The sequence below is a fragment of the Streptomyces yatensis genome (assembly GCF_018069625.1).
GTDB lineage: Bacteria > Actinomycetota > Actinomycetes > Streptomycetales > Streptomycetaceae > Streptomyces > Streptomyces yatensis.
The window spans coordinates 1,670,524-1,692,634 of record NZ_CP072941.1; the positions used below are offsets into that span (position 1 = coordinate 1,670,524).

24 protein-coding genes are annotated in these 22,111 nt (G+C 70.6%); 18 read left to right on the forward strand and 6 right to left on the reverse strand.

Annotated elements, in window-relative coordinates; genetic code table 11:
- Positions 1–116: 116 nt before the first annotated feature.
- A complete protein-coding gene (locus J8403_RS06185) occupies positions 117–1,367 on the forward strand; it encodes a nucleotidyl cyclase domain-containing protein (protein ID WP_211122254.1) in 1,251 nt (416 codons plus the stop codon).
- A gap of 6 nt (positions 1,368–1,373) precedes the next feature.
- Here the strand turns inward: J8403_RS06185 and J8403_RS06190 are convergent, their stop codons facing one another.
- Positions 1,374–1,802, reverse strand: coding sequence for an ATP-binding protein (locus tag J8403_RS06190; protein WP_211122255.1), 429 nt, complete (start codon positions 1,800–1,802; stop codon positions 1,374–1,376).
- Positions 1,803–2,080: 278 nt separating this feature from the next.
- Here J8403_RS06190 and J8403_RS06195 point away from each other — a divergent pair, with 278 nt between their 5' ends.
- Positions 2,081–2,950 (forward strand): helix-turn-helix domain-containing protein, encoded by an 870-nt coding sequence (locus J8403_RS06195; RefSeq protein ID WP_211122256.1) that lies wholly within the window; start codon positions 2,081–2,083, stop codon positions 2,948–2,950.
- A 9-nt stretch (positions 2,951–2,959) separates the two neighbouring features.
- The gene (locus tag J8403_RS06200; protein WP_093466793.1) at positions 2,960–3,196 is read left to right on the forward strand and encodes a DUF397 domain-containing protein; all 237 of its coding nucleotides are present in this window, start codon (positions 2,960–2,962) and stop codon (positions 3,194–3,196) included.
- A 66-nt stretch (positions 3,197–3,262) separates the two neighbouring features.
- Here J8403_RS06200 and J8403_RS06205 read toward each other — a convergent pair whose 3' ends face one another.
- A complete protein-coding gene (locus J8403_RS06205) occupies positions 3,263–4,468 on the reverse strand; it encodes an 8-amino-7-oxononanoate synthase (RefSeq protein WP_211122257.1) in 1,206 nt (401 codons plus the stop codon).
- Between the two features lie 169 nt (positions 4,469–4,637).
- On the opposite strand from J8403_RS06205, the gene bioB reads away from it, so the two are divergent.
- The 9 genes from bioB (at position 4,638) to J8403_RS06250 (ending at position 13,743) form a co-directional block, all read left to right on the forward strand.
- A complete protein-coding gene (gene bioB, locus J8403_RS06210; protein ID WP_211122258.1) occupies positions 4,638–5,885 on the forward strand; it encodes a biotin synthase BioB in 1,248 nt (415 codons plus the stop codon).
- Positions 5,878–7,194: an adenosylmethionine--8-amino-7-oxononanoate transaminase gene (locus tag J8403_RS06215; protein WP_211122259.1), complete on the forward strand. Its 1,317-nt coding sequence runs from the start codon at positions 5,878–5,880 to the stop codon at positions 7,192–7,194. The genes bioB and J8403_RS06215 overlap by 8 nt, the downstream gene beginning before the upstream one ends.
- Positions 7,195–7,296: 102 nt before the next feature.
- Positions 7,297–8,001: a dethiobiotin synthase gene (gene bioD / locus J8403_RS06220; RefSeq protein WP_211122260.1), complete on the forward strand. Its 705-nt coding sequence runs from the start codon at positions 7,297–7,299 to the stop codon at positions 7,999–8,001.
- Positions 8,002–8,072: 71 nt separating this feature from the next.
- Positions 8,073–8,756: a class I SAM-dependent methyltransferase gene (locus tag J8403_RS06225; RefSeq protein ID WP_211122261.1), complete on the forward strand. Its 684-nt coding sequence runs from the start codon at positions 8,073–8,075 to the stop codon at positions 8,754–8,756.
- Between the two features lie 163 nt (positions 8,757–8,919).
- On the forward strand, positions 8,920–9,732 hold the full coding sequence (locus J8403_RS06230; RefSeq protein WP_211122262.1) for an ABC transporter ATP-binding protein: 813 nt from the start codon (positions 8,920–8,922) through the stop codon (positions 9,730–9,732).
- Between the two features lie 137 nt (positions 9,733–9,869).
- The gene (locus tag J8403_RS06235; protein WP_211122263.1) at positions 9,870–10,817 is read left to right on the forward strand and encodes a TIGR03621 family F420-dependent LLM class oxidoreductase; all 948 of its coding nucleotides are present in this window, start codon (positions 9,870–9,872) and stop codon (positions 10,815–10,817) included.
- Positions 10,818–10,869: 52 nt separating this feature from the next.
- Complete coding sequence (locus J8403_RS06240) at positions 10,870–11,295, forward strand: GNAT family N-acetyltransferase (RefSeq protein WP_211122264.1); 426 nt, start codon at positions 10,870–10,872, stop codon at positions 11,293–11,295.
- A gap of 82 nt (positions 11,296–11,377) precedes the next feature.
- The gene (locus J8403_RS06245) at positions 11,378–12,742 is read left to right on the forward strand and encodes a hemolysin family protein (protein ID WP_211122265.1); all 1,365 of its coding nucleotides are present in this window, start codon (positions 11,378–11,380) and stop codon (positions 12,740–12,742) included.
- Complete coding sequence (locus tag J8403_RS06250) at positions 12,739–13,743, forward strand: hemolysin family protein (RefSeq protein WP_211122266.1); 1,005 nt, start codon at positions 12,739–12,741, stop codon at positions 13,741–13,743. Before J8403_RS06245 ends, J8403_RS06250 begins: the two co-directional genes overlap by 4 nt.
- Positions 13,744–13,805: 62 nt before the next feature.
- On the opposite strand, the gene J8403_RS06255 is transcribed toward J8403_RS06250, so the two are convergent.
- Positions 13,806–14,030, reverse strand: a complete 225-nt coding sequence (locus J8403_RS06255; RefSeq protein WP_014056689.1) for a hypothetical protein — start codon at positions 14,028–14,030, stop codon at positions 13,806–13,808.
- A 122-nt stretch (positions 14,031–14,152) separates the two neighbouring features.
- On the reverse strand, positions 14,153–14,383 hold the full coding sequence (locus tag J8403_RS06260) for a hypothetical protein (RefSeq protein ID WP_246585717.1): 231 nt from the start codon (positions 14,381–14,383) through the stop codon (positions 14,153–14,155).
- Between the two features lie 66 nt (positions 14,384–14,449).
- Here J8403_RS06260 and J8403_RS06265 point away from each other — a divergent pair, with 66 nt between their 5' ends.
- From J8403_RS06265 to J8403_RS06280, 4 genes are all read left to right on the forward strand, one after another.
- Positions 14,450–15,220 carry an SGNH/GDSL hydrolase family protein gene (locus J8403_RS06265; protein ID WP_211122267.1) on the forward strand — a complete coding sequence of 257 codons (771 nt, stop codon included), beginning with the start codon at positions 14,450–14,452 and terminating at the stop codon, positions 15,218–15,220.
- A 108-nt stretch (positions 15,221–15,328) separates the two neighbouring features.
- Entirely contained in the window at positions 15,329–16,762 is a 1,434-nt protein-coding gene (purB, locus tag J8403_RS06270; RefSeq protein ID WP_211122268.1) for an adenylosuccinate lyase, read from the forward strand.
- A gap of 8 nt (positions 16,763–16,770) precedes the next feature.
- A complete protein-coding gene (mug, locus tag J8403_RS06275) occupies positions 16,771–17,313 on the forward strand; it encodes a G/U mismatch-specific DNA glycosylase (protein WP_211122269.1) in 543 nt (180 codons plus the stop codon).
- Positions 17,314–17,530: 217 nt separating this feature from the next.
- Entirely contained in the window at positions 17,531–18,658 is a 1,128-nt protein-coding gene (locus J8403_RS06280; protein ID WP_246585718.1) for a DUF3644 domain-containing protein, read from the forward strand.
- A 19-nt stretch (positions 18,659–18,677) separates the two neighbouring features.
- Here J8403_RS06280 and J8403_RS06285 read toward each other — a convergent pair whose 3' ends face one another.
- Positions 18,678–19,397: a 5-formyltetrahydrofolate cyclo-ligase gene (locus tag J8403_RS06285; protein ID WP_211122270.1), complete on the reverse strand. Its 720-nt coding sequence runs from the start codon at positions 19,395–19,397 to the stop codon at positions 18,678–18,680.
- 12 nt (positions 19,398–19,409) lie between these two features.
- Entirely contained in the window at positions 19,410–20,573 is a 1,164-nt protein-coding gene (locus tag J8403_RS06290) for a helix-turn-helix transcriptional regulator (protein WP_211122271.1), read from the reverse strand.
- Positions 20,574–20,803: 230 nt separating this feature from the next.
- On the opposite strand from J8403_RS06290, the gene J8403_RS06295 reads away from it, so the two are divergent.
- Positions 20,804–21,136, forward strand: a complete 333-nt coding sequence (locus J8403_RS06295) for a recombinase family protein (protein WP_246585719.1) — start codon at positions 20,804–20,806, stop codon at positions 21,134–21,136.
- Positions 21,133–21,744, forward strand: a complete 612-nt coding sequence (locus J8403_RS06300; protein ID WP_246585720.1) for an ATP-binding protein — start codon at positions 21,133–21,135, stop codon at positions 21,742–21,744. The genes J8403_RS06295 and J8403_RS06300 overlap by 4 nt, the downstream gene beginning before the upstream one ends.
- The last annotated feature ends 367 nt before the right edge of the window (positions 21,745–22,111 follow it).

Sequence of the window (22,111 nt, forward strand, 5' to 3'; positions counted from 1 at the left end):
CGGGCCACACCGCTGTGGACCGGCCCCGTCGACCACCGGAGGCATCGCATGGCGTATCCCGACGACGATGGGTTCCGCGGCGAGCGCGGCGGCGTCGAGCGCGGTCCGGTGCCGGCATGAACGAGCCTTTCCGCGGTGAGCCCTTTCACGGTGAGCCCTTCCATGGCGAGCCCTTCCAGGCCGACCGCACCTACGACCAGGTGTATCTGCTCTTCGTCGACACCTCCGGGTATTCGACGATCGTCCGCTCGAACCCCAGGGACCGCGCCGCCCACGCCTTCGATCTGCTGCGCGAGCGGATGCGCGCCCGGATCGGGCAGCTCTCGGCGCAGCGGCGCTGTGCCCGCAGCGACTTGTGGAGCTGGCGTGGCGACGGGGGCTTCTTCGCGGTCCACGACGACTGCGAGAGCGTGGCCCGCGATGTCGCACTGGAGGCGGCCCGCACCTTTCTCACCCTGGATCTGCGCCATCTGCGGGACGAGTTCGCGCGGGCGGGGGTGGACGGGGAGCTGCATGTGCGCATGGCGTTGCACAAGGGGGCGATACGCCACACCGGCGAGGGCCGGACCGGCACCATCCACTCCCCCGACATCAATCTGGCCGCGCATCTGGAGAAGGCCACTCCGGCGGACTGCCTGGCGGTCTCGGAGGATGTGTACCGCACCGCGGGGCCGTACGCGGAGCTGTTCGCCCATGTGGGAAGCCATGAGGGCAAGGACGTCTATCTGATGGCGGGCGACGGCGGCCCGGGCGGGGCGGCCAAGGCGTGGCTGGCGGGCCGGGGGCTTTCGGACGGCTCCCCGGTGCACGCCTATCCGGAGCGGCCGAGCCCCCAGGAGAAGGCGCGGCTGCTGGACGCGGCGGGCGAGGAGGTCCTCGACATGGGGACGGCGCTGCGCACCTCCTCCGGCCGGCTGGTCACCACCGAGCGTCCGGCCCACTTCCGCGACGCGATCCTCGGGCTGCTGCGGCGGGGCGGCACGTACCGCTGCTATCTGCTGGATCCGTCCTCGGACGCGGCGGCCACGCTCTCCCGTCAGTACCAGGAGGACATGACGCGGAAGATCAAGGATTCGCTGGAGCGGTTCGGCCGTTTCAAGGAGCGCTATGGAGCGGAGGCGGAGGGCTTGCACGTCTATCAGACCGACGAGTTCCCCGGCTTCTCGGCGCTGACCGTCGATATGCACCGGCCGAGCGGGCTGATCCTGTATTCCTCGTACCTGATGGGCACGAGCCGGTACGGGGTGATCGAGCGCGGCGACATGCCGCACTATCTGATCGGCCCGGCCGCCGGGCGGGTCTTCACCCGGATCCGTCAGCTGGCCGAGGCGCGGGCCTCGGAGGGGCAGGCCCAGCGCGTGCTGTGAGCGGGTTCAGCGGACCGGCACGGTCCACGGCAGGGCGATCCACACGGTCTTGCCGCCGTCCGCGGTCGGGGTGACGAACACCTCGCCGCCCGACTCCGCGGCCAGACAGCGCACGATGACCATGCCGCGGCCGCTGTCCTGCTGGGTGGCCAGCGGCAGCCATCTGGGCCATTTGGGATGGCTGTCGGTGACCCCGATCTCCAGCCGCTGCTCGCGGTCGAGCCGTAGGTCGACGGTGAAGGTGGGCGACTGGCCCACGGTGTGCTCCACGGCGTTGGTGGCGAGCTCGGAGACGATCAGCCGCACGGTGTCGGCGGCCTCCCCCTCCTGTCCGAGCCCCCATTCGGCGAGCACGTCCGTGACATAGGCACGTGCCGCGGGAACCGACGCCGGTGCGCTCGGCAGAGTGACGGATGCTTCCTGATGGTCTGCCATGACGGCCTGTCCCTTTCCCGTCGGGGCGCGGCTGCGGACGCGTTGGAAGGTGGAGCTGCGAAGCCGGTGAAGTCGTGGGCTGCCCTGACGGCTCTACGCGTCAGAGTGCCACCGATGCCCGCCGCAACGGGGGCGATCCACCGAGTTATGCATATATCTGTCGCCCAAAGCGGTGAACTCTGCTACGGAAAACCGGATTTGGAGGGCACACTGGGCCACTGGTGCGACACGCGCTGTGGGTGACGCGCCGGCAAGGGGAAGGGCGGGAGGGAGAACTCATGCGGTACGGCCCGGCGGTGCGCCGTCGCAAGCTCGGCGCGGAACTCCGCCGCCAGCGGGATCTGGCCGGACTCACCAGCGGTGAGGTCGCCCTCCGGCTGGGCTGGCATCAGTCGAAGGTGAGCCGGATCGAGACCGGCCGGAGCGGGGCCAAGCCCTCGGATGTGGCGCGGCTGCTGGAGGTCTACGAGGTCGCCGACCCGGAGCTGCGCGCCCTGCTGGAGGCGCTGTGCCGCGGGGGCGCCTCGGATCCGGAGGGGTCACGGCGCGGCTGGTGGTACGCGTACCGCGATCTACTGCCGCCCGCCTACCGGGACTTCATCAGCCTGGAGGCGGAGGCGTCGGACGCGTACACCCTGGAGACCACGGTGGTGCCGGGTCTGCTGCAGACCCCGGACTACGCCCGGGCGGTGACCCTCGCGGCGCTCCCGGATCTGCCGCGGCCCCAGGTGGACTCGCTGGTGGAGGTGCGGATCGCACGCCAGTCGGTGCTGCACGGCGAGCGGCCGCTGCGGCTGCACGCGGTGCTGGACGAGGCGGCGCTGCGGCGTGAGGTGGGCGGACCCGGGGTGATGACGGCGCAATTGAGCCATCTGGCCAATCTTTGCGCATTGCCTCAGGTGCGGCTGCAGGTGCTGCCATTCTCTATCGGAATGCCCATTGGTATGACAGGTCCTTTCATTATTTTCTCTTTTCCGCACATTAGTGACCTGGACGTAGTAGTTCTCGACCACCTGACGAGTAGCCTCTATCTGGAGCGGAAAGAAGACCTCCGGGCGTACAGCGCCGCGTTCGAAGTACTGCGGACCCGCGCCCTGACACCTGAGGAATCGTTGTCCTTCATCAACAAAATCGGGGGCGGCGCCTGAGGGGGCACCATGTCCAGTATGTCCGCCAAGTCCGTCCACTGGCTGCGCAGCAGCTACAGCGTCGGCATGAACAATTGCGTCGAGACGGCCCTGCTGGGGTCTGACCGGCTCGGCGTGCGCGATTCGAAGAACACGGCGGGCCCCGTCCTGCTGTTCACCCCGTCGACCTGGGTCTCCTTCCTCGAGGGGCTCAAGGACGACGGCCTCGGCTCCGGCACCTCCCGCTCGGCCGGAACCGGAAGCTGATCCGTCAGTGAAGTATCTGTTCCGCCGGTGAACGGCTGATCCGTTCACCCTCCCGTCAGTGAGCCATCAGGCGGTCGGCGCGGTCTTCACGATCACGTCGACCGCCTTCTCGACCTGCTCCTCCGTCAGGTCCCCACGCGCCGTCAGCCGCAGCCGCGAGATGCCGTCGGGGACGGACGGCGGGCGGAAGCACCCCACCAGCAGCCCGGCCGCGCGGCAGTCCGCGGCCCAGCGCACCGCCCGCTCCGGCGACGGGGCCCGCACCGAGACCACCGACGCGTCCGGCCGCACCGCGGCCAGCCCGGCGGCGGTCAGCCGTCCGTAGAGCCCCATGGCGACCGTACGGACGCGGGCGGCGCGCTCCGGCTCCCGGCGCAGCAGCCGCAGGCTCGCCAGGGCCGCGCCCACGGCCGCCGGGTTGAGCCCGGTGTCGAAGATGAACGTGCGTGCGGTGTTCACCAGGTGCTCGATCACCCGGGCGGGCCCCAGCACCACACCGCCCTGACTGCCCAGCGACTTGGAGAGGGTGGCCGTGACCACCACGTCCGGCGCGCCCGCGAGCCCGGCCCCGTGCACCGCGCCGCGCCCGCCCTCGCCGAGCACCCCGAGGCCATGCGCCTCGTCCACCACCAGCGCCGCGCCGTACGCGCGGCAGGCCCCGGCGAGGGCGGCCAGCGGGGCGGCGTCGCCGTCGACGGAGAAGACCGAGTCGCTGACGGCGAGGGCGCGCCGGCGCGCGGGGACCGCTCCGGTCTCCTCGACGGCCTGCTCCCGCGCTTCTTCTTCGGCCGCGCCCAGTGCCTTGCGCACGGCCTCCGGGTCGGCGTGCGGGACGACGGCGACCTCGGCGCGGGAGAGCCGGCAGCCGTCGATGAGCGAGGCGTGATTGCCCGCGTCGGAGACGACCAGGGCATCCCGGCCGCTCAGCGCGGAGACGGCGGCCAGATTGGCGGCGTAACCGGAGGAGAAGACCAGGGCCGCCTCGAAACCGCAGAAGCCGGCGAGTTCCCGCTCCAGTGTGGTGTGCAGTTCGGTCGAGCCGGTGACCAGGCGCGATCCGGTGGACCCCGCGCCCCAGCGCTGCGCCGCCGCGGCCGCGGCGGCCGTCACCTCCGGGTGCCGGGCCAGCCCCAGATAGTCGTTGCTCGCCAGATCGAGCAGCGGGGAGTCGGCGGGCCGGGGACTGAGCCGGCGCACCAGCCCGGCCCGGTCGCGCCGCTCCCGCTGTGCGTCGATCCATGCGAACGCGTCGTCCGGGCGGTCCTGGGGCATCGGCTGCCTCGCCTTCCGTGGCCTCGTCAAGGGCACCGACTGTCGGGTCCGGATAGAACGTAGCCCCCTCCATGCCAGGTCATGGTGTGGCAATACCCACACCTCGATCCGCGCGTCTTGTACGGTCCCTCCTTGGCCGGGAGCGGTGGGGTAGGAAAGGATCGTCGCCATGGACCTGCTGAACACGCTGGTGGACAAGGGGTTGCGGCGCGAATCGCCGACCCGCGAAGAGGCACTCGCCGTCCTGGCGACCTCCGATGACGAGCTGCTCGATGTGGTGGCCGCGGCGGGCAAGGTGCGCCGCGCCTGGTTCGGGCGGCGGGTGAAGCTCAACTATCTGGTCAACCTGAAGTCGGGGCTGTGCCCCGAGGACTGCTCCTACTGCTCGCAGCGGCTGGGCTCGAAGTCCGAGATCCTCAAGTACACCTGGCTCAAGCCGGAGCAGGCGGCCGCCGCGGCGGGCGCCGGGGTCGCCGGCGGCGCCAAGCGGGTGTGCCTGGTGGCCAGCGGACGCGGTCCGACCGACCGCGACGTGGACCGGGTCTCGAAGACCATCGCCGCCATCAAGGAGGAGCACCAGGACGTCGAGATCTGCGCCTGTCTGGGGCTGCTGTCCGACGGCCAGGCGGCGCGGCTGAAGGACGCGGGGGCGAACGCGTACAACCACAACCTCAACACCTCCGAGGCGACCTACGGCGACATCACGACCACCCACACCTACGCCGACCGGATCTCGACCGTGCAGCAGGCCCAGGCGGCGGGGATGTCCGCCTGCTCCGGGCTGATCGCGGGCATGGGCGAGTCGGACGAGGACCTGGTCGACGTGGTCTTCTCGCTGCGCGACCTGGACCCGGACTCGGTGCCGGTCAACTTCCTCATCCCGATCGAGGGCACCCCGCTGGCCGGGGACTGGAACCTCACCCCGCAGCGCTGTCTGCGGATCCTGGCGATGGTGCGGTTCGTCTGCCCGGACGTGGAGGTGCGGCTCGCGGGCGGCCGCGAGATCCATCTGCGGACGCTGCAGCCGCTGGCCCTGAACCTGGCGAACTCGATCTTCCTCGGCGACTATCTGACCACCGAGGGCCAGGCGGGCAAGGACGATCTGGCGATGATCGCCGACGCGGGCTTCGAGGTGGAGGGCACCGACACCACGACGCTGCCCAAGCACCGCGCGGATGCGCTCGCGGCCGCCGGTTCCGGCTGCGGCGGCCACGGCGCGGAGGGCGGTGGCTGCGGCCCGTGCGGTGACGCGGCACCCGCCGACGCCGTACCCGCCCAGGCGGCGGCCGGCGCCGCGGTCTCCACCCCGGCGGCCGGCGCCACGGTCTCCACCCCGGCGGCCGCGGAGGGGTCCCACGCCGATCTGGTCGCGGTGCGCCGCCGCGGTGCGGGCACGGATCTGCCGCCCAATGCCTGAGCCGCTGACCCCGGCCGAGCTGCGGGCGCTGGACCGGCAGCACGTCTGGCATCCGTACGGCCCGATGCCCGGCCGCCAGGACCCCCTGGTCGTGGAGTCCGCGGCCGGGGTCCGGCTGCGGCTGGCCGAGCCGGTGGAGGGCGTCCGCGAGCTGGTGGACGGGATGTCGTCGTGGTGGTCCGCCATCCACGGCTACAACCACCCGGCGCTCAACGACGCCGCGCGGGGTCAGCTGGACCGGATGAGCCATGTGATGTTCGGCGGGCTCACCCATGAGCCCGCCGTCCGGCTGGCCACCCGTCTGGTGGAGATCACGCCGGAGCCGCTGCGCCATGTGTTCCTCGCCGACTCCGGTTCGGTGTCGGTCGAGGTCGCGGTGAAGATGTGCCTGCAGTACTGGCGCTCCCTCGGCCACCCCGCCAAGCGGCGGCTGCTGACCTGGCGCGGCGGCTACCACGGCGACACCTGGCAGCCGATGGCGGTGTGCGACCCGGACGGCGGAATGCACCGGCTGTGGTCCGGTGTGCTGCCCGAGCAGATCTTCGCGGACGCGCCGCCGCCCGGGTTCGACGCGGACCCCGACCCGGCGTACGAGGCACACGTACGCGAGCTGGTGGCCCGTCACGCCCATGAGCTGGCCGCGGTGATCGTGGAGCCGGTGGTCCAGGGCGCGGGCGGGATGCGCTTCCACTCCCCCGCGCTGCTGCGGGTGCTGCGCGAGGCGTGCGACGAGCACGATGTGCTGCTGGTGTTCGACGAGATCGCCACGGGCTTCGGCCGCTCGGGCACGCTCTTCGCGGCCGAGCACGCGGGGGTGTGCCCCGATGTGATGTGTCTGGGCAAGGCGCTGACCGGGGGTTATCTGACCCTGGCCGCCACGCTGTGCACCCCGCGGGTGGCGGACGGCATCTCGCGCGGCGAGGTGCCGGTGCTCGCGCACGGCCCGACGTTCATGGGCAATCCGCTGGCCACGGCCGTCGCCTGTGCCTCGATCGACCTGCTGCTCTCCTACGACTGGCGGCAGGAGGTCAAGCGGATCGAGACCGGGCTGCGGGACGGTCTCGCGGCGGCGGCCGAGCTGCCGGGCGTCCGGGAGGTGCGGGTGCTCGGCGCGATCGGCGTCGTCCAGCTGGACCGTCCGATGGACGACGCGGGGATGGCGGCGGCGACGCGGGCCGCGGTGCGCGAGGGCGTATGGCTGCGCCCGTTCCGCGATCTGCTGTACACCATGCCGCCGTACATCACGGGCGACCACGATCTGGCCCGGATCTGCACGGCGGTACGGGCGGCCGCTGCCGCGGCCGTCTGACCCGCACGCTCCGCTCGCGGTCGGCCTCCCACCCACAGGGACCGACCGCGCACCGGGGCGGGCCGGGAGCACAAACGAAAGCGAAAGGCAACGGAAACGAAGATGTCAGTACTGGTCGTCACCGGCACGGGCACCGAAATCGGAAAAACCGTCAGCACGGCGGCCGTCGCCGCCGCGGCGCTCGCACGCGGCCGCTCGGTGGCGGTGCTCAAACCCGCCCAGACCGGTGTCGCGGAGGGCGAACCGGGCGATGCCGCCGAGGTGGCCCGGCTCGCCGGTGCGGTGACCCTGCTCGAACTCGCCCGCTACCCCGAGCCGCTGGCCCCCGCCACCGCCGCCCGCCGCGCCGGACGACCGCCGGTGCGGCCGCACGAGGTGGCGGAGGCGGCCGAGAAGCTGGCCGCCGAGCACGACCTGGTGCTGGTCGAGGGCGCGGGCGGGCTGCTCGTACGGTTCGACGAGACGGGGGCGACGCTCGCCGACGCGGCCCGGCTGCTCGGCGCGCCCGTCCTCGTGGTCGCCCACGCGGGCCTCGGCACGCTCAACGCGACCACCCTGACCACCGAGGCGCTGCGCGCCCGCGGGCTGGAGTGCCCCGGCGTCGTCATCGGCAGCTGGCCCGCCGCCGCGGATCTCGCCTCCCGCTGCAATGTGGCCGATCTGCCGGAATCGTCCGGTGTCCCGCTGCTGGGCGCCATCCCCCAGGGCGCCCCGGCCCTTCCGCCCGCCGACTTCCGCGCCCAGGCGCCCGGTTGGCTGGCGCCCCGGCTGGACGGGAGCTGGGACGCGGCGCGGCTGGCCGCGTAGCGAGGCCCCCCGCGTGGGCAGAATCCCGGTACCGGTTCCATCGTCCGTACCTGGGACAGGAGGGAGCTCCCATGCCCGTATGCCGTCGCACGTCCCCGCGTGACGCCGTCCACCACCCGCTCTTCGCCCGCTGCTACGCCAGAATGAGCCCACTGGCCGATGAGCGGGCGGGGGTCGGTGAGCTGCGCGGCGAGCTGCTGGCCGGGCTGTCCGGCCGGGTCATCGAGATCGGCGCGGGCAACGGGCTGAACTTCCCCCACTACCCCGAGGCCGTCTCCGAGGTGGTCGCCATCGAACCCGAGCGCCATCTGCGGCGGCTGGCCACCCGGGCGGGGCTGCGGGCCGGGGTGCCGGTGGACGTGGTGCCGGGCGTCGCCGAGGCGCTGCCGGTCAAGAGCGAGGCGTTCGACGCGGCGGTGGCGTGTCTGGTGCTGTGCTCGGTGCGCGATGTGCGGCGCGCGCTCGCCGAGCTGCTGCGGGTGCTGCGGCCCGGCGGTGAGCTGCGCTTCCTCGAGCACGGGCGCGCCGAGGGGCGGGTCCTGGCGACCGCCCAGCGGGCGCTGGACCGCACGGTGTGGCCGCTGATGTTCGGCGGCTGCCATACGGCGCGCGAGGTGCGCTCGGAGATCGAGGCCGCGGGCTTCGAGCCGATCGGCCACCGCCGGCTGCGCATCCCCGAGCGGGGCCTGACCCTGCCGACGTCCCCGTGCGTGCTGGGCGCCGCGCGCCGCCCGGTGTCGCCTTCGCGTCCGTAACCCCGGGCGTCACGTCCCCGTCCGCCGGGCATCGCGTTCCCGTCCACCGGGCATCGCGTTCCCGTCCGTCGTCGCATTCCTGTACGTCCGCGTCCACGGGTGGGCGTATCGGCGGCCGGGTCCCTACCATCGAGGGCACGACGTTCCGATACGGGGAGGCATCGTGTCCACACCGGCGGCAACGAAGACGGACGGGTTCGCGGAGGGCGGCGCCCGTGCGGCGGCCCGCGCCCGGTCCCTGACCAAGGCGTACGGCAGCGGCGAGACGGCCGTGCTCGCGCTGGACGCGGTGGACGTGGAGATCGAACGGGGCCGGTTCACCGCCGTGATGGGCCCGTCCGGATCCGGCAAGTCCACCCTGATGCACTGTCTGGCCGGTCTCGACACGGTCTCGTCGGGCCAGGCCTGGCTGGGCGACACCGAGATCACCGGCCTGGGCGACAAGGAGCTGACCCAGCTCCGCCGCGACCGGATCGGCTTCATGTTCCAGTCGTTCAATCTGCTGCCCACGCTCAACGCGGCCGAGAACATCACCCTGCCCATGGACATCGCGGGCCACAAGCCCGACCGGGAGTGGGTGGACCGGGTCATCGACACCCTCGGGCTGCGCGACCGGCTGCGGCACCGGCCCGCCCAGCTGTCCGGCGGGCAGCAGCAGCGGGTGGCCTGCGCCCGGGCGCTCGCCTCCCGCCCCGAGCTGATCTTCGCGGACGAGCCCACCGGCAACCTGGACTCCCGGTCGGGCCTGGAGGTGCTGCGCTTTCTGCGGGAGGCCGTCGACGAGCTGGGCCAGACGGTCGTCATGGTCACCCACGACCCGAGCGCCGCCGCCCACTCCGATCTGGTGCTCTTCCTCGCCGACGGCCGGATCGTGGACCGGATGGAGCGGCCCACGGCCGAGGCGGTGCTGGAGCGGATGCACATCTTCACCAGGGCCACGCCCGGGGCCGAGCCGGAACCCGACCCGCTGAGCTGAGCCCCGGGCACCGTCCCCGGCCGGTGCCCGATCGGCCGGATCGGTGAACGAGGGCGCGTGAGCGAGAGTGCGGACGGGGGAGTTCGAACGGCGCCGATCTCGGATACGTTCGCGGTATCCGCGCTCAAGGAGGGCTCATGGCAAGGCCGTTCCGCTTCGGAGTCAATCTGCTCACCCTTGAATCGGCCGAGGCATGGCGGGCGAAGTGCCGCCACGCCGAGCAGCTCGGCTACGACGTGCTGCTGACCCCCGACCACCTCGGCCACCCCGCCCCGTTCCCGGCGCTGGCCACCGCCGCCGAGGCGACCGAGCGTCCCCGGCTGGGCACCTTCGTGCTCAACGCCGGCTTCTGGAACCCCGCGCTGCTCGCCCGGGAGGTGGCCACCTGCGACGCGCTGACCGACGGCCGGCTGGAGCTCGGCCTGGGCGCCGGCTATGTCCAGGCCGAGCACGACAGCGCCGGGCTGCCCTTCGGTTCACCACGCGAGCGGGTGGACCATCTGGTGCGTACCGTGACCGAGTTGGAGCGTCTGCTGACCGATGCCGAGCACCGGCCGCGGCCCGCCCAGTCCCCGCGCCCGCCGCTGCTGCTCGGTGGCAACGGAGACCGGCTGCTGCGGCTGGCCGCGCGCCATGCGGACATCGCCGCGTTCACCGGGGCGGTGCAGGCCCCCGGCAAACCCCAGGGCGCCCTGCAGCTGATCAGCCCCGAGGCGCTGGAGGAGCGGGTGGGCGCCTTCCGCCGCTTCGCCGCCGAGGCGGGGCGGGCGCCGGAGGAGGCCGACGAGCCGGGTGAGGCGATCGAGCTGGATGGGCCGGACGAGGCGATCGAGCTGAACTACCTCATCCAGATGGCCGGGCCCAGCGCCGACCGGCGCGCCAAGGTGCGTGAGCTGTCCGCGTACGCACCGGGCCTCACCGAGGACCAGCTGCTGGAGCACCCGGCGCTGCTGCTGGGCGACGCCAAGGAGATGGCGGAGCAGCTGCGGGCCCACCGCGAGCGCTTCGGCTTCTCGTACTTCACCGTCCTGGAGCACAACATGGAGGCGTTCGCCCCGGTGATCGAGGAACTGCACGGCAGCTGACCGGACGGAATTCCCGTCGACGCCGCGGTCCGCCCGATGATGGGATGCGGCCATGAACGATCTTCGGATACGGGCCGCGGCCCCCGCCGACCTCGACACCGTGCTCGCCTTCTGGAAGGAGGCCGCGGAGGGCACCAGCATCAGCGACGACCGGGACGGGGTGGCCCGGCTGCTCGACCGCGACCCGGAGTCGCTGCTGCTGGCCGAGCGGGACGGGGAGCTCGCCGGAACCGTGATCGCCGGTTTCGACGGCTGGCGCTGCCATCTGTACCGGCTGGCCGTCCACCCCGGGCACCGCCGCCGGGGCGTGGCGACGGCCCTGCTGGCGGCGGCCGAGGAGCGGTTCGCGGCCCTGGGCGGACGGCGCGGGGACGCGATGGTGCTCAACGAGAACGGGCTCGCCCACCAGGCGTGGAGCGCGGCGGGCTATGAGCGCCAGCCGCAGTGGAGCCGCTGGGTCAAGCAGCTGTGCCCCTGACCCGGCGCGGCCGTCCCCGGCGCGGCCGCGCGGGGGCTGCATTCCGCCGGTCTCTGGCGGATCATGAAACGGAGGTGAACCGATGACCGAAGTCCTCCTCCTGGCCGTGGCGCTCCTCCTGGCGGTGACCTGTGGCGCCTTCGTCGCGGCGGAGTTCTCGCTGACCACGGTCGAGCGCAGCGAGCTGGAACGGGCGGCCGAACGCGGGGAGCGCGGCGCGGCCGGGGCGCTGAAGGCCGTGCGCAGCCTCACCTACCAGCTCTCCGGCGCGCAGCTCGGCATCACCGTGACCAATCTGGTCGTCGGCATGCTGGCCGAGCCGTCCGTCGCGGCCCTGCTGGCCGGGCCGCTCACCGCGATCGGGGTACCCCAGTCGGCCGTCCGCTCGACCGCGCTGGTGCTCGGCACCTTTCTGTCGACCGTCGTGCTGATGGTCGTGGGCGAGCTGGTGCCCAAGAACTGGGCCATCTCCCGGCCGCTGCCGGTCGCCAAGGCCGTGGCCACCCCGCAGCGCGTCTTCAGCTCCGTCTTCCGCCCGCTGATCAGCCATCTCAACAACACCGCCAACCGCACCGTGCGCCGGATGGGCCTGGAGCCCGCCGAGGAGCTGGCCTCCGCGCGCGGCCCGCAGGAGCTGATCGCCCTCGCCCGCCACTCCGCCAAGGAGGGCGCGCTGGAGAAGGACACCGCCGAGCTGTTCGTGCGCACCCTCAACCTCTCGGGGCTCACCGCCCAGAACGTGATGACCCCGAGGGTGCGGGTGGTGGCGCTGGACGTACGGGCCACCGCCGAGGACGTCGCCAACGCCACCCGCGCCACCGGGCTGTCCCGCTTCCCCGTCTACCAGGGCAGCCTGGACACCGTCGTCGGCCTCGTCCACATCAAGGACGTCCTGGCGGTCCCCGCCGAGGAGCGGCCCCGCCGCCCGGTCTCCGATCTGATGCGCGAACCGCTGTTCGTCCCCGAGTCGCTCACCGTGGACCGGCTGCTGGACCGGCTCTCGGCCCAGCGCAGCATGGCGGTGGTCATCGACGAGTACGGCGGTACGGCCGGGGTCGTCACCCTGGAGGACATCGTCGAGGAGGTGGTCGGCGAGGTCCGCGACGAGCACGATCCGCACGAGACCCCCCATCTGATTCCGATGGGCCGCGACACGGAGGGCCATCTGCTCTACGACGCGGACGGCGCGGCCCGCCTCGATCAGCTGGAGCGCATCGGGCTGCGCGTGCCGCCGGGCCCGTACGAGACCCTGGCCGGGCTGATCGCCACGGAGCTGGGCCGGATCCCGGCCGTCGGCGACACCATCGAGCTGGCGGGCTGGTCCCTGGAGGTGCGCAAGGTGACGAGCCACCGCGCGGCCCGGGTCCGGCTGCGGGCGCCGGTGCGCGGTGCCGGGAGCGATGGCGACGGCGGCGTGCCCGGGGCCGAGGGGGCGACGGGCCGATGACCGTCCTCCAGCTGCTGATCGGCCTGCTGACGCTGGTCCTCAACGCCTTCTTCGTGGGCGCGGAGTTCGCCCTGATCTCGGTGCGCCGCAGCCAGATCGATCCGCACGCCCAGCAGGGCGACCGGCGGGCGCGGTCCGTGCTGTGGGCCCTGGAGCACCTCTCGGCGCTGCTGGCCGCGGCCCAGCTCGGGATCACACTGTGCACGCTGGTGCTGGGCGCCGTCGCGGAACCGGCCATCGCGCATCTGCTGGAGCCGTTCTTCCATGTGGTGGGGCTGCCGCTGGGTCTTGTGCACCCGGTCTCGTTCGTGATCGCGCTGGCCGTGGCCACCTATCTGCACATGCTGTTCGGCGAGATGGTGCCGAAGAACGTGGCGCTGGCCGAGCCGGTGCGCACCGTGCTGCTGCTCGGCCCGCCCCTGGTCGCCCTCGCCCGCACCCTGCGCCCGGTGATCTTCGGGGTGAACTCCTTGGCGAACGGGCTGCTGAAGCTGATGCGCGTGGAGCCCAGGGGCGAGGTCGCGGCGACCTTCTCCGATGCCGAGCTGGCCCGGATGGTCTCGGACTCCAGCGAGGCCGGGCTGCTGGACGACCGGTCCACCGAGCGGCTGCGGGACGCGCTGGAGCTGGGCCGGCGGCGGGTGCGGGATGTCGTGCTGCCCATGGAGCGGGTGGTCAAGGCGCAGCTCGGGGTGACCCCCGAGGAGCTGGAACAGCTGGCGGCGCGGACCGGCTTCTCACGGTTCCCGGTGGTCGACGACTCCGGGCGGATCCTGGGCTATCTGCATGTGAAGGACGCGCTGGACGCACGGCCCCGGGATGTGCCGTTCCGCCCCGATCAGCTGCGCCCGATCCCCCGGGTGCGGTCCCTTACGCCGCTGGACGACGTGCTCACGGCGATGCGCGACAGCCGCACCCACCTCGCGGCGGTCATCGGCGCGGACGGACGGCTGGAGGGGCTGGTGACCATGGAGGACGTGCTGCGCGAGCTGGTCGCCTGATCACGTATACGGGCGCGCGCTGTCGTTTCCCGTCGCGTCCGGTCACTCCCCCTCGTATCCGGTCACTCCTCGGTGCGTCTGGACTCATGGGCGATGATGCACTCCTGCCAGTGGGCCAGTGCTTCCTCCCGTCCCCCGCCGCCCTCCTCGGCCACCGCCACCAGCGCATGGGCGGCCATCGCGGCGAGCCGCACCGCGACCCGGCACGCGTCGCGCATCTCGAGCGGCTCCAGGAGGGCTGCGGCGCCCTCCCCGTCGTCGGCGAGCGCGGCGGCGACGATGGCCATGGTCGTGCGGTCGCATTCGAAGGCATCCACGTCGACCAGACTGCCCCGCCACGCGGCGCGCGGAACCCCGCGCGGTCCAAGCGGGCCAACCGGAGGGCATCGCCCGGACGGCCCCACGAGGCTCAGTGGCGAGGGCCCGGGGCGGTTCCGGGACCGGGACGTGTGCCCATCGGGTCGTAGCGGAAGATCACGTACTCGACCCGGCCGATGGCCTTGGTGCGGTTCGTCCGCCGGTACAGCTCCGGTGGCCGGAAGATGTTGTCGTCGTAGATGTCCGCGCCGGGCTCCACATTCCAGCTGGCGGTCGTCCCGTTCCGCGCCCCGCCCTCGAAGTAGATGTGGGTCATCGCCATGCGGCTCATCATGCTCGTGGTCGGCGGTCAACGCAGCCCGCACACCGGGATAGGATCGCCTGCGCCATGCAGACGAACATCACCTACAGCAGTTTTGTCGCGGTCGGCGACTCCTTCACCGAAGGCATGTCGGACCGGCTCCCCGACGGTACCTACCGAGGCTGGGCGGATCTGCTCGCCGGGCGGCTCGCGGCCCACAGCCCCGGCTTCCGCTACGCCAACCTCGCGGTCCGCGGCAAGCTGATCGGGCAGATCGTCGAGGAGCAGACGGGCCCGGCGGCGGCCATGGGCGCCGATCTGGTGACCCTGGTCGGCGGGCTGAACGATGTGCTGCGGCCCAACTGCGATGTGGGCCGGGTGTGCGCCCTGCTGGAGGAGGCCGTCGAGCGGCTGGCGCCCACCTGCAAGCGGCTGGTGCTGATGCGCAGCCCGGGGCGGCGCGGGCCGGTGTTCGCGCGGTTCGAGCCACGGATGGAGCGGCTGTTCTCGGTCATCGACGAGCTGGGCGCTCGGCATGACGCGACCGTCGTGGACCTGTTCGCCTCCCAGGCCGTCGGGGACCCTCGGATGTGGGACGAGGACCGGCTGCATCTGAACGCCGAGGGGCACCGGCGGGTCGCCGAGGCCGTATGGCAGGCGCTGGGCCATGAGCCGGAGGCCGACTGGGACGCGCCCCTGCCGCCCCCGGTGCCCGTCGGCTGGATAGCCCGCCGCACCTCGGACGTGCGGTTCGCCCGCCAGCACCTCGGGCCGTGGATCGGCAGGCGGCTGACCGGCCGCTCCTCGGGTGACGGGCGCGCCCCCAAGCGGGCCGAGCTGCTGCCGTACGAGGACTGATCCGCAGCTCACGCATCACTGATCTACAGGGCCCGCGCCCCGGGCCCTGCGCAGGCGTCCCTCGGCCACCGGTCTGGCCTGCGAGGACGGCCAGTAGACTCTGTGCACGTGACTGGTAAGCCGCGCATTCCGAACGTCCTGGCCAACCGCTACGCCTCCGCGGAGCTGGCCGTCCTCTGGTCCCCCGAGTACAAGGTGACGCTGGAGCGGCGGCTGTGGCTCGCCGTGCTGCGCGCCCAGAAGGACCTCGGAATCGAGGTGCCGGACGCCGCCCTCGCCGACTACGAGCGGGTTCTGGAGACCGTCGACCTGGCCTCGATCGCCGAGCGCGAGAAGGTCACCCGGCACGATGTGAAGGCCCGGATCGAGGAGTTCAACGCCCTCGCCGGCCATGAGCACGTCCACAAGGGCATGACCTCCCGCGACCTCACCGAGAACGTGGAGCAGCTCCAGATCCGGCTCTCCCTGGAGCTGGTACGGGACCGTACGGTCGCGGTGCTGGCCCGGCTCGGCAAGCTGGCCGCCGACCACGCCGAGCTGGTGATGGCCGGCCGGTCGCACAACGTGGCGGCGCAGGCCACCACGCTCGGCAAGCGGTTCGCCACCGCGGCGGACGAGCTGCTGGTGGCGTACGGGCGGCTGGAGGACCTGCTGGGCCGCTATCCGCTGCGGGGCATCAAGGGCCCGGTCGGCACCGCGCAGGACATGCTGGACCTGCTCGGGGGCGATGCGGAGAAGCTGGCGGAGCTGGAGCGGCGGGTCGCCGCCCACCTCGGCTTCGCGCAGGCGTTCACCTCCGTCGGCCAGGTCTATCCGCGCTCGCTGGACTACGACGTCGTCACCGCGCTGGTGCAGCTCGCCGCGGCCCCGTCCTCGCTGGCCAAGACCATCCGGCTGATGGCCGGACACGAGCTGGTGACCGAGGGCTTCAAGCCCGGCCAGGTCGGCTCGTCCGCGATGCCGCACAAGATGAACACCCGCTCCTGCGAGCGCGTCAACGGCCTCGCCGTGATCCTGCGCGGCTACGCCTCGATGACCGGGGAGCTGGCGGGCGACCAGTGGAACGAGGGCGATGTCTCCTGCTCGGTGGTGCGCCGGGTCGCGCTGCCGGACGCGTTCTTCGCCTTCGACGGGCTGCTGGAGACCTTCCTGACCGTGCTCGACGAGTTCGGCGCCTTCCCCGCCGTCGTCGCCCGTGAGCTGGACCGCTACCTGCCCTTCCTCGCCACGACGAAGGTGCTGATGGGGGCCGTACGGGCCGGAGTGGGCCGCGAGGTCGCCCATGAGGCGATCAAGGAGAACGCGGTGGCCGCGGCGCTGGCGATGCGCGAGCGGGGCGCCGAGCGCAATGAGCTGCTCGACTCGCTCGCCGCCGATGAGCGCATCCCGCTGGACCGGGCCGGTCTCGACGCGCTGATGGACGACAAGCTCTCCTTCACGGGCGCGGCCGCGAACCAGGTCGGCGCGGTGGTCGCCCGCATCGAGGAGATCGTCAAGGAACGCCCGGCGGCCGCCGCCTACACCCCCGGCTCGATTCTCTGACGCCGGCGATGACCCCCGCCGAACTGGAGGCCGCCCGCGACCGCCTCGTCCCCGATGTGGTCGGGGACGGTCTGCGGGTGCTCTTCTGCGGTATCAACCCCGGGCTGATGACGGCCGCCACCGGCCACCACTTCGCCCGCCCGGGCAACCGCTTCTGGCCCGCGCTGCACGCTTCGGGCTTCACCCCGCGACAGTTGCATCCGTCCGAGCAGTCGCAGCTGGTGCGCTACGGCCTGGGCATCACCAATGTGGTCGCGCGCGCCAGTGCGCGGGCCGATGAGCTGAGCGACGAGGAGTACCGGGAGGGCGGCCGGATCCTGGCGGAGAAGGTGCTCCGGCTGCGTCCGCGCTGGCTGGCGGTGGCGGGGGTCACCGCCTACCGGGTCGCGTTCGGCGACAAGAAGGCGAAGATCGGCCCGCAGACGCGCACGATAGGTGACACCCGCATCTGGGCCCTGCCGAACCCCAGCGGGCTCAACGCGCACTGGACGCTGCCCGCCATGGCGGAGGAGTACGGCCGCCTGCGCGCTGCCGCCGAGGCCGACGGCTAGAGGACACCAGAGCCCGAGGGAGGGGAGTCATATCGCCTCCTCCTCTCCGACCTCCCTTGCGACCCATCGGATGATCTTGCACGTGAGAAGCGGCTGATCGCGACAGGCGGTCGGCTAGTCCGCGTAAATGGTCTTGTAGCGCGTGATGCCCCTAACTTTCCTGATGGGTCGCGGGAATCCTGCTTGTCCTGAGCTGGCCGTAAGTGTGATCCTTCCTATGAACGCGGAGGACGCACGAATGGCATACGCCCGTTGGCACCACATCCTCATGGAGTCGCAGCGCCACGCGCTGAAGGCAGTTGACGAGTGGAACTGCTCAAGCGGCAACTACTCCGACTTCCTCACACACATGCACAAGGCATGGCACTACCTGCTTCACGCGGAGTTCCACAAAGCGAAGATCGACTACCACTACAAGGACCCGAAGACCGGTCGATACATCTTGATCGACGGAGAGCCGAAGGCGTGGGACCTGGAGTGGTGCCTGAAGCAGCGCTACACCAACAGTGCCAACCCCGTGCGATTGAACGTCGAGCTCTTCGTGGCACTCCGCAACAAGGTGGAGCATCGGTACGAGCACAACCTGAAGATCGCCACAGGTGGCAAGGCGCAGGCGCTCGTCATGAACTACGAACAGGAGATGGTGGCGCACTTCGGCCCCTCCTTCAGCCTTGCCGATCGGCTCCGCTTCCCGATCGCCCTCCAGACGCTCACCGCCGAGGGGCGCGAGCAGCTCCAGGACGCGGCGAAGAAGCTGCCGAGGAAGACCCGCGACCTGGTGGCGAAGTTCGAGGCGGCCATCGACTCGGACATACTGGATGATCTGAAGTACGACTACCGGGTGCGGCTGCTGCCCATCGTCGGCAAGAAGACGGATGCCGACCTGGCGGTCAACTTCGTCAACTTGGACGAGTTGACCGCCGGCGAGCGCGCGGTCATGACCAAGGCGGGTCGTACTGGGACGGTCATCACCAAGGTGAAGCACGTCGAGACGATGAACCCGGCGAAGCTCCGCGCGTCGGACGTGGCCAAGCGCGTTGAGGCCGAGCTGCCATTTCACTTCAGTCTCCATGGCGATCACACCGAGATGTGGCGGCGGTTCGGCGTTCGCCCCGCCGCCGATGCTCCCGACCCGCGCCTCACCGTCGCCAAATACTGCATCTACGACGAACCGGTCAACACTTACCTGTACACGGACGCCTGGGTAAAGAAGATCATCAAGGGGATCGGCACGGTCGAGAAGTACCGCAAGTTCTTCGGCAAGGAGCCGCGCATGAAGAAGGTGACCACCTTGCCGAGGCAGGCAGACCCCGCGCACGAGCGCCCCGTCGGGAAGACTGCCTGACCTCGTGGAGGGGCTGCGCCTACCGCGCAGCCCTCCGGCGCGCCAGCACCGGAATCGCCTTGATCTTCTCAAGTGTGAGGTCATCCCACACCAAGCCGCGTGGCCGTCGGCGGTTGGGGCAGGGGATTACGGTGTCCGGCGTGACGATGTAGTCCACGGAGAAGTCGTGCTCCGTCTCGGGGATGTCGTCCTCGATGATCTGGAGCTCATGCACGGGCGCAACGATCACCGTCTTCTCAGTTACCAGGCCGGCTTCGATAAGAAGCGCCACTTCAAGGTCGGAGTACCCGGCACCCTTGCCGATGCGAGCACCGGAACGGTTCACGGCCACGCTGCCGCAGACAACGATGTCGATCGGCTCGACCTCTTCAACGCCGACGCGCCGGGCAACCTGGGCCGCACCCTTCTTCTCGGCGACCTCCTCGGGCGGGAGTGTCAGGCTCTCGGGGTCGAGCAAGTAGAACGGCTGCGGACTAGCCATCCTCGGAACGGCCATGTAGACCCGCTTACCGTCTTTGAGAGCGCGGACGCGCACCGGAAGCTGTGCCCAGTCAGGGTTGGCCTTGACGGTCGTCGCCGGCCGCCATTCACCCAGACCGGCCAGTTGCTCGGCTGTCCCATCAGTTCCGTAAAAGCCTGGGATCTTTCCGTATGAGTCGGCCGGTGCGCCGCCGCCGTCAATGAGTCGTCGCCACACCCGCTCGCGTACGGCCTGCTTGGCCTGGTCGATGTCCGTCACGCCCCACCTATTCTATATGGCCATGAGGGCAAGCAGCCTTTCGTTGATCTCCTGCGCCCACGGCTCGTTCCTCCACTGCCGCAGTTCCCGCCCGGCAGAGAACGCCAGATTAAGACCGCCTCCGCCGCGCGTCAGCTCGACGGCATCAATGGTGCGGTGCATGACGCTCGCCGCCTCGTCCAGCTTGCTTTGGCGGATGAGCGCCAAGGCCAGGTTGCCCAACACGATGGCTTGGCTCTTCTTCTTGGACGCCAGCGCCCGCGAGGTCATATGGAGGATAGGTTCGGCCCGTTCCGGTAGGTCGAGGAACAGGTAACACGATCCAGCGAGCCGATTGAACTCATTGACTGTGCAGTACGGCGCAGCCACGTCGTCAGAGTGGATGCGGTCGAACTGACTCTCGGCCTTCTTCAGCGCCTCCTCGCACTCGGTAAGCGCGCCGGTCATGGCGTACCCCTCGGCGACATGAAGAAGCGAAAGACCAGTCAGCGACGGGCTGACCGGTTTGGCGGCCTCGGCGGCTTGCTCGGCGAGCGTCACGCCTCGCGTCGGGTTCTTCTCACCATAGAGCGCAACGAAGCTCATGCGCAGCGTCGCGTACGCCTCGGTCGCAGGGTCGTGGGCGTGCTTCGCTGCATCGACCGCTTCTTTGAAGTACAGGATCGGCACATGGTGGTCACGACGCTGGCTGACGTCCCAGATCAGTTGCCCCATGAACGTCGCGGAGTCGGCTTCGACCGCGTAGAGAGCACGCCGCACCCGAGGGTTGGTGGCGTTCTCACGAAGGAAGCGCACTTGACCGTGAAGCTGACCGGCCAGACCAAGCAGCGCTGTCGACGCCTCTTGGTCATAGGACTCATCCAGCTTGCGCAGCTGCTCGTGAAGGTAGGCGACAACCATGAGGTCGGCTGAGCCCGGGTTTTCCAGGGCATACGTCATCCGCTCACTGAGCCGAACGTCGGTGGCAGTCACGTCGGCCAGGAGCGCTTGAAGTTCTTGACTCGACACCTTGAGCGCGCGCGCCAGATTTGGCCGTATCCAAGCTTGGGGCTCCGTGTCGGCGCTCTCCCAGCGACCTACCGTTGAACGCTCGACGCCTAGATACTCGGCAAGCCCCTCCTGCGTGAAGCCTGCCGCTTTGCGACGTTGAGCTAGGCGTATGCGCTTCGCTGCCATCGCCCATCCTTCCGGTACATGGGGCGAGTTACCACCGTAGCGGCGCACGGGACATCTGCGCAGGCCAGACCTAGGAATGCCACACGGATGCGTCATACGTGCAGCACCTTTGCTGTGGTGTGGTGCAGGTTAAACCGCTTCTCTGGCTGGGAGGTCGGCGGGCGGATAGAACCCCCGGGCCACCGCTCGCCAACCGTTCCAGTCCCCCGGAGGAGCGGATGCCACCTGCCATGTTCGGCTACATGCGGCTTGCCGTAAGTGACGACCCAAACGAAAACGAAACGACCCAACGGGAGTTGGCGACCTACGCCACCCGCGAGGGATTCGAGCTGGAGCGGCTGTTCATCGAGCGGCTCGACGCCCGTGATGAGTCGGCCTTTTTCGCCTTGGTCGAGGCGCTCAAGACCGACGACGTCAAGGACGTGATTGTGCCGTCCTTGTGGCACTTCGCCAGGCTGCCCGGTCTGCAAACTGCAATGCGTGACCACATCGAACGCGAGCTGGGCGCGCGGCTGTGGGTCATCCAAAGCACCCTCGCACAGCCGAAGGGTGCTGCGTCATGAGCGCTGACACCGTCAACCCGATCCCTCTGTACGCATCCTCTCTGCGCTTGACCGCAGTACCTACGGCTGTCGGCTGCTCGCGGATGTTCGTCCGCCACACCCTGAAGCTCTGGCAGCTTGAAGACCACGCCGAGACGGCGACGCTCATCATGAGCGAACTCGTCACCAACGCCGTGAAGGCGAGTGGCATCACCGAGCCCGAGCCGAAGGCGTGGCAGACCGCTGCCGAACACGTCATCGGGATACAGCTTCGAGCCGTCGAAGCCAGCCTGTACGTCGAGGTCTGGGATCGAACCGACGCGGCACCCGTACGGAAGAACCCCAGCCGTGAGACGGAGGGCGGGCGCGGCCTACTGCTCGTCGAGCAACTGGCGAAGCGCTGGGCCGTCTACCGGCCGCGCGTCGGTGGCAAGGTCGTGTGGGCTGAGTTGTCGCTCGGACTTCCTGTGGAGCTGCGCCCTTTCGAGCGCACGCCGCTGATATTGCCCAGCGCCATCCGCGCGTCGCAAGGACCAGTTGAAGGCCAGGCACGTTCGGCACTGCTCGACGTGCTAATGACAACGACGGTTGACGCGATGGTCGCGGCGCGCGTGATCCGTGATACCTAGCGGTCGTGGCCGACGGTAGATCGTCCCGACCAGGAGCGAGCCAGCCCACATTCGCCCACCAGGAAGCCCCGAGTCGCGTAAGTGAACTCGGGACTTCCAGAGATGCACGGGTACGAGGTCTTCAGGTTCGGAAGACGTGCACTCTAGCGCGACGGAGCACCCGCCATGCTGCGGGACTTCTTCACCGCGCTCGACGAGCGGTTCGGCTCAGCACAGTCTGCCCTCCCGCGGTAGTCGCTGGCGCGGGCCGTTCTAGAGTCCGTGGCCGGCGCAAGGTAGGTCGGCGGCATCAACGTCGCCTGCGGGTTGGTGCGCGTCCCAGCAGGCTGGTCACACGTCAACTCGCCCCGATCACTGCCGTTCTCCA